Source organism: Kineococcus sp. DHX-1, from assembly GCF_042473625.1.
Lineage (GTDB): Bacteria > Actinomycetota > Actinomycetes > Actinomycetales > Kineococcaceae > Kineococcus.
On record NZ_CP170445.1, the window covers coordinates 3,127,119 to 3,139,446 of the forward strand.

The following is a 12,328-nucleotide window of genomic DNA, read 5'->3' on the forward strand; positions in this document are numbered from 1 at the left end:
GCGGCGTCAGGCGGGGAAGGACCGCACCCCGTCGACGACGCGGTCCAGGGTCTCCTTCTCCATGTACGGGTGCAGCGGCAGCGTGAGGACCTGCTCGGAGGCCTCCTCGGTGACGCTGAGGTCCCCGCGCCGGGCGTCGGCGTAGAACGAGTACCCGTGGGCGCCGTAGTAGTGGATGCCCGTCGCGATCCCCCGCTGGGCCAGGTGTTCCACGAGCGCCTGGCGGCGACCGTCCAGGACGCGGACCACGTAGAGGTAGGGAGCGACTCCGTCCCAGTCGGTGTCGAACGTCAGCAGCCCGTCGAGGGGCCGCAACGCGTCGTCGTAGTAGCGGCAGTAGTCCTGGCGGTTCGCGACGATCTCGTCGAGCAACGGCATCTGCGCCAGACCGATCGCGGAGGGCACCGAGCCGAGGTGGCAGCGGTACCCCTGCCGCACGACGTCGAAGTCCCAGTTCCGCTGGTTGCGGTAGCGCGCATCGGTGTCGGAGTTGATGCCGAGGTGCCGCAGTTCGCGCAGGGTCTGCACGTCCGCCGCGTCCGGGGTGACGACGGCGCCACCCTCGAGGGTCGTGATGGTCTTCACGGGTCCGAAGCTGAAGCAGGTGATGTCGCCGAAGGACCCGACGGGACGACCGCGGCTGCTGGACCCGAACGCGTGCGCGGCGTCCTCGATGATGCGCAACCCGTGCTCGTCGGCGATCTCGCGCAGTTCGTCGACGCGGGCGGGGATCCCGAGGTAGTCGACGACCAGGATCGCCCGGGTGCGGTCGGTGACGAGTTCGCGCACCCGCGCCGGGTCGAGCGTCAGGAACTCCCGGTCGACGTCGGCGAAGACGACCTCGGCACCGGTGCGGCTGATGGCCTGGTGGCCCGCGACGTAGGTGAACGACGGCGCGATGACCTCGTCCCCCGGGCCCAGACCGATGAGGCGCGCGGCGATGTGCAGGGCCTCGGTGCAGCTGTTGGTGGACACGACCCGCCGGTCGGTCAACCCCAGCCGTTCCTCGAGGGCCTCCTCGAACTGTTTGCTCAGTGGACCCATCCCGAGCCACCCGGCCGCGAGCGCCTCCTGGGCCGCCTGCTGGACCTCAGGACCGAGGTAGGGCCGGTAGACCGGAACCTGTTCAGTGACCTGCTGCGAGACCGGCGCCTGCGCCATGTCGTCCATCCCCCTCACACGGCCGGTCGTGGCCGGCCTCCCCGTCCCGACCCCCCGGGACGGCAGGAAGCTAACACTCCCCACCCGGTCCACGGGATCCCCCGTACGGGTACCGAAACCGTTGCCGCGCAGCGCGTCACGAAACGTCACCCTGCGTTCCGGAGAACACCCGAACGAGGTGTAGATGAGGACAGGCTAAGCTCACTTCCATGCCTCCGCGCCTCACCCGCCGTCACCTCCTGTCCGCCTCCGTGCTCGGTGCCACCGGCACCGTCGCGCTCTCGGCGTGCAGCGGTTCGGAGTCGCCCGCGCAGACGGGGGCCGAGACGGGGGGCGCCGGCACGACGGCGGGGTTCCCCTTCCGCTACCGGCACGCCTTCGGCGAGACCGTCCTCGAGGCGCCCGCCGGTCGCGTCGCCGTCCTCGGCGTCACCGACGCGGACCCGCTGCTCGCCCTCGGGCAGCAGCCGCTGACGAACACCGGTTTCAGCTTCTACCCCGAGCAGGGGCTCGGGCCGTGGGCCACCGGCCTGCTCACCGGGGACCTGCTCAAGCTCACCTCCGACACCCAGGCGAACGTCGAGCAGGTGGCGAGCGTGCGGCCCGACCTCGTCCTGGCGCTGGTCTCCGGGATCGACCAGGCGCGCTACGACCAGCTGTCCCAGATCGCCCCCGTCCTCGCACGGCCGGCCGGGTCCGCGGCCTACGCCGCGGACCGCACCGCCACCACGCTCGCCGTCGCCGGGGCGCTCGGCCGCGAGGCGGAGGGACGGCGCCTGACCGACGCCGCCGACGCGGCCTTCACCGACGCCGTCGCCGCCCACCCGGAGTTCGCCGGTCGCACGGGCGTGGTCGCCCTCCCCTACGAGGGCAAGTACGGCGTGTTCTCACCGCAGGACGCCCGGGGCGCGTTCCTGCGCGACCTCGGGTTCTCGCTGCCGCCGGACCTCGCAGCCCTCGACACCGGTGAGAGCTTCTTCATCGACGTCTCCTCCGAGCAGCTCGACCTGCTCGACGCGGACGTCCTCGTCGTGCTCACCGACGACACCACGCGCGCGGGCGTCCAGGCCGACCGCGTGCTGGCCGACCTGCCCGTCGTCCGCCGCGGGGGTCTCGTGCTGCCGGACCTCGACGTCCGCGGCGCCATGACCTACAACAGCGTCCTGTCCGTCCCCTACGGCGTCTCCCGACTCGTCCCCGGACTCGCGGCGGCGCTGGTCTGACCCTGCGCCGCCTGCTCCCGTTCGCGCACCGCGGCCGCCAACGCCCTGCGGGGCAGGGCGTACCAGCACACGAGGATGAGCGCGGCGACCGCACCACCGGCGACCCAGCCGGCCACGCGCCCGCCGACGACGTCGACGACGAGGGACACCCCGCCCGACACGACCACCCCGACGGTCGCCAGCCCGGCCTTGGCGAAGGTGGATCCGGCGCGGACGAGCCGGGCCTTGGACCGCTGCTGGAACAGGGCCCGGTGGTACCCCACCGGCGCGATGAACAGCACGACCGCGCTCACCGCGAGCAGCAGCACGACGACATACACCGACTCCTGGTACCGGTCGAGCTCGGAGAACCGGGACTGGAACGGCAGGGTCAGGAGGAACCCCGTGAGCAGTTGCACCCCGGTCTGCACGACCCGCAGTTCCTGGAGCAACTCGCCCCAGTTGCGGTCCAGGCGTTCGGTCGGGGTCTCGCGGCGCAACACGCGGTAGGCGTCCTCCGGGTCCGGGGTGCCCGTCGTCACGTCAGGACCCGTCCGCGACGGCGAGCAGCTTGCCGACCGTGCGCAGGTTCCGCGTCGTGACGAAGGGTTTCCACCGCGCCGCACCCGACAGCCGGGCGAAGGGCGTGTCCGTGCTCGCCCCCTTCGGGCACTGCCAGTAGAGGACGTCACCGGCCAGGGCCACCGACTCCGCACCGTCCGGCGTGTGCTCGGCCGCGAGAACTGAGAGACGTTCCGCGTCGGAGGAGAACACCACGTAGGGGTGGAACCGCTCGTCGTCCCGGCCGAACGGGTACGCCGCCGCGACCTCGGCCAACCGCTGCGGGGTCAGGACCACGACCCACGCCTCGTACCCGAAGGCCGCCCGCAGCGCCGCCTCGGCCCGCGACCGCACGTCCTGCGCGCTCACCCCGTCCTCCGCCTCGAGGACCACGTTCCCGCTGGCGAGCATGGAGCGGACCCCCGTGAAACCCGCCTGCTGGAGGCACGCCGAGAGCGCGGCCGACCGCACGGTCACGCCGCCCACGTTCACCCCGCGCAGGAGGACGACCCATCTCACGCCCCCACCCTGGCCTCGTGCTCCAGCTGCAGCAACCGGCTCTTCGCCTCGGCCCCGCCGGCGTACTGCCCGCTGCTGCCGTCGGTGCGCACGACGCGGTGGCAGGGCACCACGAGCGGCACCGGGTTGCGGGCGCAGGCCGTCCCGACGGCGCGCACCGCGCGGGGGTTCCCGACGTCCGCGGCCAGCGCGGCGTAGCTGATGCGGACGCCGTACCCGATGTGCTGCAGGGCGAGGAGCACGGTGCGGCGGAAGTCGCCCGTCGCCAAGGAGAGGTCGACGGGGACGTCGAACTCCCGGCGCCGGCCGTCGAAGTACTCCTCCAGCTCGCGGGCCAGCGCGTCGAGCCGGGCGGGGGCCCGCAGGACCCGGGGGCTCACCCGTCGGGCCAGGTCGTCCAGCGCCGCGTCGTGGTCCTGCTGCGCGAACGCCACCCGCACGACACCGGCCGTCGTCGCTGCGAGCAGGAGCGGGCCGAGCGGGGAGTCGAGCGTCCGGTACGCGACGTCGAGCACCCCCGCCGCGGCCGCCCGCTCGGCCAACTGCTCCCGCAACCTCTGCGCGAGGAGTTCTTCGGCAACGCTCACCACTCCACCTCCGTCGTCCAGGTCCGCCGCAGGGCGGCGATGCCGTCGGCCGCCGCACGCCGCGCCGCCGCCGGCGTGCCGCCCACGAGGGCGGCCACCTCGTCGTACGGCAGGCCGCCGACGTGGTGGTAGGCCACGCACTGCCGCTGCTTGGGCGGCAGAGCGGCCACGGCGCGCCAGACCTCGGCCCGCCCGTCGCCCGGGTGCTCCCCCGACGGCGGCGGCTCCGGCGGTTCGGCCACCGGGACCGCGGACCGCGACCGGGCGCGCAGCACGTCGACGGCCTTGCGGTGGGCGATCGTCACCAGCCAGGCCCGCACGTCGCTGCCCGGCCGCAACCGCGGGTAGGCGGTCAGGGCCGCGAGGAAGGTCTCCGACCAGGCGTCCTCGGCGGCGTGCTCGCCCACGACGGCCCGGCACACGCGCAGGACCGTCGCGCCGTGCTGCTCGACGACGCGCTCGAAGGGTTCCACCGCTGCTCCCACACCCCACCAACGCTCCCGGCGCCCCGGATGTGAGGTCACCCCGGGAAGGGCGTGGACAGCGTGGCACGGGACGGGCCAGGCTCGGGCCATGAGCCACGCCCGCCTCGGCACCGTCGCCCTCGACACCCCCGACCCGCGGGGTCTGGCCGCCTTCTACGGCGCACTGCTCGGGTGGGAGGTGGAGGACTCCTCCGACGACGAGTGGGTGACGCTGCGGAGCGAGGGGCCGGGCGGTGGGCGGCTCTCATTCCAGCTCGCCGCCGACCACGTGCCGCCGACGTGGCCCACCGGCCCCGTCCCGCAGCAGGCCCACGTCGACCTGCACGTCAGCCACTACGCCGAGGCCGAGGCGCAGGTCCTCGCGCTCGGCGGCCGCTTGCTCGAGGGCGACGCCGACCACCCGACGTGGCGCGTCTACGCCGACCCGTCGGGGCACCCGTTCTGCCTGTGCCTGGAGGGCTGAACGGCCACGTGCCCCCCGTCGTCGCCGCGCGGGCCCGGCGCGCCGACGGCGGCGACGCCTGGCTGCGCGACCTGCCCCGCCGGGTCGACGAGCTCGTCCGCCGCTGGCGCCTCGACCTCGGCGCACCGTTCGCCGGCGGGACGGCCGCGGTGGTGCACGCGGTGACGCGGTCCGACGGGGCGCCCGCGGTGCTCAAGCTGCCCGTCCCGGATCCGGGGAACGCGCTGACGACGCGGACCCTGCTCACCGCACGCGGTGACGGGTTCGCCCGGGTGCTGGCGCACGACGGCGACGACCTCCTGCTGGAGCGACTCGGCCCCTCGCTCGCCGCGTCGGGACGCTCGCCCGCGGACCAGCTGCAGGTCCTCACCGGCCTGCTGCCGCGCGTGTGGCGCCTGCCGGCCGTCGAGCCGCCCGTCGACGGGGCCGCGGGCCTGGCCGGGTTCCTGCTCGACCTCGTCGACGGTCCCGTCGACGCGGTGACGGCCCGCGCGCTGGAGTGCGCGGCCCGGCGCTCGCGCGCCTTCGTGCCGGAGGCGACGCGGGTGCTGCACGGCGACGCGGCCGCCGCCAACGTGCTGCTGGCCCCCGACCGGCCCGCGGGCGCCGCCTTCGTCGACCCCGACGGGTTCCGCGGCGACCCCGCCTACGACGTCGGCGTCGCCCTGCGCGACTGGTCCGTCGAGCTCCTCCGCCACCCCAGGCCGGCCGGCCTGCTCCGCGGCTGGTGCGCGGACGCCGCGGCGCGCACGGGCACCGACCCCCGGGCAGTGTGGGAGTGGGCGTTCCTCGAACGCGTCAGCACCGGCACGTACGCGCTGGCGCTGGGGGCCGAGGCCCTCGCCCGGCCACTGCTCGAGGCGGCCCGGCGGCTGCTGCCCGACGTGTAGGCCCGACGGGGGACCGCAGGGACGACGGAAGGCCCCCACGCGGGGGCGTGGGGGCCTTCGGTCCTGACCGGTCGGTCAGGCGGTCGGTCAGGCGGTGAGGTCGACCGGCGTGCTGATCGCCTCGGGACGCTCGCACGTCGTGGTCAGCGTCACCGACGTGTGCCCGTCGGCCGCGGCCTGGACCGACTCCATGATCTCGAGGACGTGCAGCGCGACCTCGTCGTTGGCGCGGTGGGCACGGCCCGCCTCGACGGCCAGCGCGAGGTCGGCCAGGCCGTAGCCGCGACCGGAGTCGACGTACCCGGCGGTGGCACCCGCGTCGACCCAGTTCGCCTCGGGGTCCACGTCCGGCCCCGGGGCGGGCGCGGTCGCCGCCGCGAAGAGCTCGACGGACCCCTCGAACATGTTCGGGTCCGGGACGGAGATCGACCCTCCGGTGCCGTGCACCTCGATGCGCGGCAGGCGCGCGGCCCACGTGTCGAAGCTCATGATCAGCGTCGACAGCGCACCGGAGGCGTGCTCGAGGATGCCCGTGATGTGGGTGTCGATCGTGACGCCGAACGACTCCCCGGCGCGCGGGCCGGACCCGATGGTGCGCTCCTGCGACGGACGCGTGGACGCGCCGACGACCCGGACGACGGGGCCGAGCAGGTGCACCAGCGAGGTCAGGTAGTACGGCCCCATGTCCAGCAGGGGGCCGCCGCCGGGCTGGTAGTAGAAGTCCGGCTGCGGGTGCCACCGCTCGTGACCGGGGGTGGTCATGAACGCGGTGGCCGAGTGCGGGGTGCCGATCTTCCCGGCGTCCACCAGGGCGCGCGCCGTCTGGATCCCGGTGCCGAGCACGGTGTCGGGGGCGCAGCCGACGCGGACGCCCGCGGCGGCCGCGGCCTTCACGACGTCGCGGCCCTCGGCGACGGTCATCGCCAGCGGCTTCTCGCCGTACACGTGCTTGCCGGCCGCGATGGCCTGCAGGGCGACCTCGGCGTGCGTGCGCGGCAGCGTCAGGTTGAGCACCACGTCGACGTCGGGCGAGGCGAGCAGCTCCTCCAGCGACAGCACCTGCGCGCCGTGCTCGTCGGCCAGCGCCTGCGCCCGTTCGGGGACGAAGTCGCTGACCGCGGTGATCTGCAGCTGCGGCAGGCGCTTCAGCGACGCCGAGTACTGCGCGGAGATGACACCGGCGCCGACGACGCCGACCTTCAGCGGGCTGCCCACAACAGGCCCCTCTCGATGATCGTCTTGACGTTCTCGTTCTTCAGGGTGGCCGGGTCGTGGCCGGGGGTGGCGACGAAGATGCGGCCCTTGCCCCACTGCCGCGTCCAGACCGCGGGCGAGGTGACCGGGCGGGTCCACGGGTCCCACTCGCGGACGGCCTGGGTCGTCGTGGCGAGCACGTCGACGTAGTCGTCGGACAGGACCCAGTACTGCTCGGTCACGAGGTCGAAGTCCTCGATGCCCTCGGTGATGGGGTGCGACGCCGCCTCGGGCAGCATGTTCACGCGGTAGGGCACGTAGTTGTCCTGCGGACCGCCCTCGCGCTCGTCGGGGTGCTTGCCCGGGTGGCACCCGAACTGCCCCCCGACGAGGGTGAGGTAGTCCGAGTTCGCGCGGTAGGAGTCGGCGATGCCGCCGTGCCAGCCGGCGAACCCGGTGCCGTTCTCGACGGCCGTGCGCAGGCCCTCGAACTCGGCCTGCTCGATGGTGTTCATGGTGTTGCACTGGACGATCAGGTCCACCGTCGCCAGGTACTCGGCGTCGGTGTACACCGTCGGCGTGGCCTTCGAGCTGGACCCGAAGTCGGTGCCGAGGTCCTCGACGCGGACGGTGAAGCCGTTCGCCTCCAGGTGCGGGATGAACAGTTCGGTGGCCTCGACGGGCGAGTGCCCGTCCCAGCCGCCGCGGACGACGAGGGCCTGGCGAGTCACAGGTGGAGCCTTCCGGTCACTTGGAGAAGCCGGCGGTGAGGCCGGAGAGCAGCTGACGGCGGCCGACCACGTACAGGGCGAGGATCGGCAGCGTGGTGAGGACGACCGAGGCGAGCACGGCCGGGATGTTGACCGAGTACTGCCCCTGGAACGTCCAGAGCGCCAGCGGGAGGACCCGCAGGTCGGCCCGGTCGGTGAGGATCAGCGGGAGCAGGAACCCGTTCCAGATCTGCAGCCCCTGGTAGATCGTCACCGTGACCAGCGCGGGCCGGGTCAACGGGAACGCGAGCCGCCACATGGTGCCCCACTCGCTGGACCCGTCCATGCGCATGGCCTCGAACAGCTCGTTCGGGACGTCGCGCACGAAGTTCGCCAGGATCAGGACGGTCAGCGGGATCGCGAAGGCGATCGAGGGCAGGATCAGCGCACCGAGCGAGTTGTACATGCCGGTCCGGATGATGATCAGGTAGATCGGGATGATCGTCGCCTGGAGCGGGATCGCGAGCCCCATGAGGAACAGGGCGTTGACCGCCTTGAGCCAGCGCCCGGCGCCGCGGACGATCGCGAAGGCCGCCATGAACGAGATGAGGACCGCCGGGACGGTCGCGCCCACCGTGACGATGACGGAGTTCGCGAAGTACCGGAGGAAGTCGTTCTCGAGGACCAGCTTGTAGTTCTCCAGCGTCGGTGTGGACGCCGGGAGCAACGGGTTGGTGCCGAAGTAGCTGGCCGAGGTCTTGAAGCTCGTGATGACGATCCAGTAGATCGGCACCAGCACGACGAGGAGCCAGAGCCAGCCGAAGGCGCCACCGAGCCAGTTCTTGCGCTCGGTCGTGCCGTTCTTGGGAGCACCCGCGACGCGGGACCCCGAGCGCGGGGTTGCGGTCTGCGTCGCCATCTCAGGCACCTTCCAGCTGGGAGTTGCGTTCCTTGCCGCCGAGGCGCTGCAGGAGCTGGGCCAGGACCAGGCCCACCACGACCAGGATCACGGCGATGGCCGAGGCCAGGCCCATCTGGTTGGCCCGGAAACCGGTCAGGTACATGTCCAGGGCCAGGACGCGGGTCGCGTCGTTCGGACCGCCCTGGGTCAGGACGAAGATCAGGTCGAACGTGGTCAGCGAGCCCACGATCATCAGCGTCGAGGACGTGATCATCGTGTTCTTCAGCTGCGGCAGCGTGATGGAGAAGAACTGCCGCACCCGGCCGGCTCCGTCGATCTGGGCGGCCTCGTACATCGAGACCGGGATCTGGCGGATGGCGCCTTGGTAGATGAGGGAGTGGAACGGGATCCACTGCCACGCGATGATGAAGATCACGACACCCATGGCCAGCGTGCCGCGCCCCAGCCAGTCCTGGGTCAGGAAGCCCAGGTTCAGGCCCGGGCCCAGCCCGAAGTTGGGGTCCAGGAGCGCCTTGTAGGCGATGGACACGGCGGCCGCGGACAGCAGCAGCGGCAGGAAGAACAGGACCGCCAGCACAGCCCGGTACTTCTGGCTGCCGGAGATGAAGACCCCGAGCAGGATCGACAGCGGCGTCTGGGCGATCCACGACAGGACGATGACGAGGAAGGTCACCCACAGCGCGTGCGGCAGACCCGGGTCCGTGAGCACGGCCTTCCAGCTCGTGAGCCCGGTGAAGGAGATCGCCCCGATGCCGTCCCAGGACGTGAAGCTCAGGACGAAGACCCCGATGAGGGGGATCACCGCGAAGGCGACGAAGATGAGCAGGGCCGGGAGGACCAGCCACCCCAGACGACCCGTCGACGTGTGGGCAGCGGGGGTGGCCTTCACCGGCACGCGGCTGGGAGCCGCGCTCACGGACGCGCTCACTTGCCGATCGCCGCGTTCATGTTGCTGGCGAACTCCTGCGGGGTGATCGCCAGGCCGAAGAGCTTCTCGATGTTGTCGAGCAGGGTCTCGGCCTCGGTGGGCGAGAGCGCCTGGTCCCACGACTGCGCGAACGACGGGGCGTTCGTGGCGAGGTCGTAGGTGAACTTCAGCCACTCCTCGTCCTCCAGGCCGGAGAACTTGGCGTCGATCCCCTTGACGATGGGGACCTCGCCCGCCTCGTTGATGTAGGCCTCGGCCTCCTTCTCCTGCAGCAGACCGTCCTTGAAGTAGGCCAGGGCGATGTCCTTCTGCTTCTGGGTGGCCTTGGAGGAGATCGACACGTACTGCGCCGGGTTCCCGAAGGTGTTCATCGGGTCGCCCTTGCCGCCGGTCACCTCGGGGAAGTTCATGTAGCCGAGGTTGCCGCTGGAGACGAAGTCGCCGCCGTCGGTCTTCATGCCGCCGTAGGTCCACGTGCCGTGCAGCATCATGGCGGCCTTGTCGGTGTAGAGCAGCGCCTGGTCGGCGTTGGAGTCGGCCGTGATGGACGCGAAGCCCTTGATGAAGCCGTCGGCCTTGACGAGGTCCTGCACCTTGGTGAGGGCGTCGATCGCGGACGGGTCGGTCCAGTTCGGCTGGCCGTTGTAGATGGACTCGAACAGCTCCGGGCCACCGATGCGGTCGAAGAGGAGCTCGAGCCACATCATGTTCGTCCAGCGCGACTGGCCGCCGAGGGAGATCGGGGCGATGCCGGCCGCGTTGAACTTCGGCACCAGGGACATGAGCTCGTCCCAGGTCTTCGGCGGCTCGGCGCCGACCTGCTTGAAGAGCTTCTTGTTGTAGAACAGCACGAGCGGCTGGACGGTCTCGGTGGGCAGGCCGTAGACCTTGCCGTCCACGGTGCCCGCGGCGAAGGCCGCGTCGAACAGACGGTCCTTGACACCGGAGTTGGTCTGCAGCCACGAGGTCAGGTCGTCGACCTGCCCGCCCTGCGCGTAGCTGCGCAGCGTGCCGCCGCCCCAGCCGAAGATGATCGTGGGGGCCTGGCCGGCGCCGATGGCCGTCTTGATCTTGGCCTTGTACGCGTCGTTCTGGAACGAGCTGGTCTTGATCTGCTGGTCCTCGTGGGCCTTGTTCCAGTCGTCGACGGCCCCCTGGCGGATGCCCTCCTTCGGGGCGCCCGTGAGGATCCAGTCCGTCGCGGCGTCCGAGCTGGCTCCCGCCGGACCGGAGTCGCCGCAGGAGGCCAGGACGGTGGCGACGAGCGGGGTCGCCCCGGCCAGGGCGAGGAAGGACCGACGCGATGCGCGGTTGTGATCCACAGTGATCTCCGTTGTGCCGTGCCGCAGCCCTGCGGCTGTTCCACCCCGCGGCCCCGGGCGGGACCGCGTCGAACGCTGTCGAAAAGCTTTCGACCGCGCTGTCTGGCGATGACCATAAGAGGGTCTCGGTGCCGCGGTCAAGCGCTCCACCACCTCCAGCCCAGCCGACGTGTGAACTCGTTGCGGCGCAACGGTCAGCAGGTCTCGAACGCATCTCGAAAATTTTCGGAGAAGGGCTGGCGCCCCACCCCGCGTGGGCCGTATGGTCGTCGCACATCGAGTCGAGGAGGACCCGTGCTGGACCGCACGCACACCCCCACCCGGTCCAGGGACAAGACGACCCTGGCCACCATCGCCGCGAGCGCCGGCGTGTCCGTGGCGACCGTCTCCAAGGTCGTCAACGGCCGGGAGGACGTGTCCGCGCAGACCCGCGCCCTCGTCGAGGAGCTCCTCGTCCAGCACGAGTACTCGCCGCCGTCGACGCGGCGCGCCGTCACCGGCAGCGCCCTCGTCGAGTTCCTCATCGACGGCGACTTCTCCTCCTACGCCACGGCCGTCGTCGACGGGGTCGTCGAGGCCGCGACCGGGGCTGACGCCTCCGTCGTGGTCGGCGTCCTGCGCGACCAGCGCAACGGCCGCTACCCCTCCCCGCCCCGGTCCTGGGCCCGCGGGCTCGCCGCCGCCGGCCGCACGGGCGTCATCGTCGTGACCGGTGAGCTCACGGGCGCCCACGTCGACGCGCTCGCCGCCGTGAACCTGCCCCTGGTCGTCATCGATCCCCTGAACCTGCCGCGCCGGGAGGTGACGAGCGTCGGTTCCACGAACTTCACCGGCGGTCTGACGGCGACGAACCATCTGCTGGCCCAGGGACACCGGCAGATCGCCTGGGTGGGCGGACCGCCCGGTTCGCAGTGCAACCAGGCGCGCCTGCACGGGTACCGCGCGGCCATGGAGAGCGCGGGCCTGGTCCCGGTCGCCGAGCACGTCCTGAACTCCGACTTCCAGTACGAGGCGGGCCGGCGGCTGGGGGCCCAGCTCCTCGCCGGCCCCGACCGCCCGACCGCGGTCGTCGGTGGCTGCGACTCGATCGCCCTCGGGGTCATGGAGGCCGCGCGCGCCCAGGGGTTGCGCGTGCCCGACGACCTGTCCGTCACGGGTTTCGACGACACCGAGCTGGCCGCGATGGCCGCTCCCCCGCTGACGACGATCCGCCAGCCGCTGCGGGAGATGGGCCGGGTCGCCCTGCGCACGGTCCTGCGGATGGCGGGCGGCGAGCGCCTGGACTCCCACCACGTCGAGCTGGCCACCGAGCTGGTCGTGCGGGGGTCCACCGCTGAGTTCCGGCCCCGCCGGAAGTCGCCAGGGCAGTAGGTTCCCCAGACCG

14 protein-coding genes are annotated in these 12,328 nt (G+C 72.2%); 4 read left to right on the top strand and 10 right to left on the bottom strand.

Annotated elements, in window-relative coordinates:
- Window positions 1-6: 6 nt before the first annotated feature.
- Complete coding sequence (locus ACFEMC_RS14980; protein WP_380170369.1) at window positions 7-1,161, bottom strand: DegT/DnrJ/EryC1/StrS family aminotransferase; 1,155 nt, start codon at window positions 1,159-1,161, stop codon at window positions 7-9.
- A 209-nt stretch (window positions 1,162-1,370) separates the two neighbouring features.
- Here ACFEMC_RS14980 and ACFEMC_RS14985 point away from each other — a divergent pair, with 209 nt between their 5' ends.
- Window positions 1,371-2,384 carry an ABC transporter substrate-binding protein gene (locus ACFEMC_RS14985; protein ID WP_380170370.1) on the top strand — a complete coding sequence of 338 codons (1,014 nt, stop codon included), beginning with the start codon at window positions 1,371-1,373 and terminating at the stop codon, window positions 2,382-2,384.
- Here ACFEMC_RS14985 and ACFEMC_RS14990 read toward each other — a convergent pair.
- Genes ACFEMC_RS14990 through ACFEMC_RS15005 form a run of 4 tightly spaced genes read right to left on the bottom strand, consistent with a single transcriptional unit; the run spans window position 2,336 to window position 4,503 of the window.
- Complete coding sequence (locus ACFEMC_RS14990) at window positions 2,336-2,905, bottom strand: DUF6328 family protein (protein WP_380170371.1); 570 nt, start codon at window positions 2,903-2,905, stop codon at window positions 2,336-2,338. The two genes, ACFEMC_RS14985 and ACFEMC_RS14990, sit on opposite strands and share 49 nt — an antisense overlap.
- A 1-nt stretch (window position 2,906) precedes the next feature.
- Window positions 2,907-3,443, bottom strand: a complete 537-nt coding sequence (locus tag ACFEMC_RS14995) for a DUF1697 domain-containing protein (RefSeq protein WP_380170372.1) — start codon at window positions 3,441-3,443, stop codon at window positions 2,907-2,909.
- Window positions 3,440-4,030, bottom strand: a complete 591-nt coding sequence (locus ACFEMC_RS15000; RefSeq protein WP_380170373.1) for a methylated-DNA--[protein]-cysteine S-methyltransferase — start codon at window positions 4,028-4,030, stop codon at window positions 3,440-3,442. The genes ACFEMC_RS14995 and ACFEMC_RS15000 overlap by 4 nt, the downstream gene beginning before the upstream one ends.
- The gene (locus tag ACFEMC_RS15005; RefSeq protein WP_380170374.1) at window positions 4,027-4,503 is read right to left on the bottom strand and encodes an RNA polymerase sigma factor; all 477 of its coding nucleotides are present in this window, start codon (window positions 4,501-4,503) and stop codon (window positions 4,027-4,029) included. The genes ACFEMC_RS15000 and ACFEMC_RS15005 overlap by 4 nt, the downstream gene beginning before the upstream one ends.
- Window positions 4,504-4,603: 100 nt before the next feature.
- On the opposite strand from ACFEMC_RS15005, the gene ACFEMC_RS15010 reads away from it, so the two are divergent.
- Window positions 4,604-4,978, top strand: a complete 375-nt coding sequence (locus tag ACFEMC_RS15010) for a VOC family protein (protein WP_380170375.1) — start codon at window positions 4,604-4,606, stop codon at window positions 4,976-4,978.
- 8 nt (window positions 4,979-4,986) lie between these two features.
- Window positions 4,987-5,868, top strand: a complete 882-nt coding sequence (locus ACFEMC_RS15015; RefSeq protein ID WP_380170376.1) for an aminoglycoside phosphotransferase family protein — start codon at window positions 4,987-4,989, stop codon at window positions 5,866-5,868.
- Window positions 5,869-5,955: 87 nt separating this feature from the next.
- Here the strand turns inward: ACFEMC_RS15015 and ACFEMC_RS15020 are convergent, their stop codons facing one another.
- From ACFEMC_RS15020 to ACFEMC_RS15040, 5 genes are read right to left on the bottom strand one after another with little or no spacing between them, the layout of a single operon-like run.
- Window positions 5,956-7,083 (bottom strand): Gfo/Idh/MocA family protein, encoded by a 1,128-nt coding sequence (locus tag ACFEMC_RS15020; protein WP_367639350.1) that lies wholly within the window; start codon window positions 7,081-7,083, stop codon window positions 5,956-5,958.
- Complete coding sequence (locus ACFEMC_RS15025; RefSeq protein WP_380170377.1) at window positions 7,068-7,793, bottom strand: ThuA domain-containing protein; 726 nt, start codon at window positions 7,791-7,793, stop codon at window positions 7,068-7,070. Before ACFEMC_RS15025 ends, ACFEMC_RS15020 begins: the two co-directional genes overlap by 16 nt.
- Window positions 7,794-7,809: 16 nt before the next feature.
- Entirely contained in the window at window positions 7,810-8,691 is an 882-nt protein-coding gene (locus ACFEMC_RS15030) for a carbohydrate ABC transporter permease (protein WP_380170378.1), read from the bottom strand.
- A gap of 1 nt (window position 8,692) precedes the next feature.
- Window positions 8,693-9,610 carry a carbohydrate ABC transporter permease gene (locus tag ACFEMC_RS15035; protein ID WP_380170379.1) on the bottom strand — a complete coding sequence of 306 codons (918 nt, stop codon included), beginning with the start codon at window positions 9,608-9,610 and terminating at the stop codon, window positions 8,693-8,695.
- An 8-nt stretch (window positions 9,611-9,618) separates the two neighbouring features.
- On the bottom strand, window positions 9,619-10,944 hold the full coding sequence (locus ACFEMC_RS15040; RefSeq protein ID WP_380170380.1) for an extracellular solute-binding protein: 1,326 nt from the start codon (window positions 10,942-10,944) through the stop codon (window positions 9,619-9,621).
- A gap of 294 nt (window positions 10,945-11,238) precedes the next feature.
- On the opposite strand from ACFEMC_RS15040, the gene ACFEMC_RS15045 reads away from it, so the two are divergent.
- Window positions 11,239-12,315, top strand: a complete 1,077-nt coding sequence (locus ACFEMC_RS15045; RefSeq protein WP_380170381.1) for a LacI family DNA-binding transcriptional regulator — start codon at window positions 11,239-11,241, stop codon at window positions 12,313-12,315.
- The last annotated feature ends 13 nt before the right edge of the window (window positions 12,316-12,328 follow it).

What these genes read in the sequence shown, in the direction of transcription:
- ACFEMC_RS14980 (WP_380170369.1), bottom strand. Translation starts at nt 1,161, where the DNA reads ATGGCGCAGGCGCCGGTCTCGCAGCAGGTCACTGAACAGGTTCCGGTC.
- ACFEMC_RS14985 (WP_380170370.1), top strand. Translation starts at nt 1,371, where the DNA reads ATGCCTCCGCGCCTCACCCGCCGTCACCTCCTGTCCGCCTCCGTGCTC.
- ACFEMC_RS15010 (WP_380170375.1), top strand. Translation starts at nt 4,604, where the DNA reads ATGAGCCACGCCCGCCTCGGCACCGTCGCCCTCGACACCCCCGACCCG.
- ACFEMC_RS15030 (WP_380170378.1), bottom strand. Translation starts at nt 8,691, where the DNA reads ATGGCGACGCAGACCGCAACCCCGCGCTCGGGGTCCCGCGTCGCGGGT.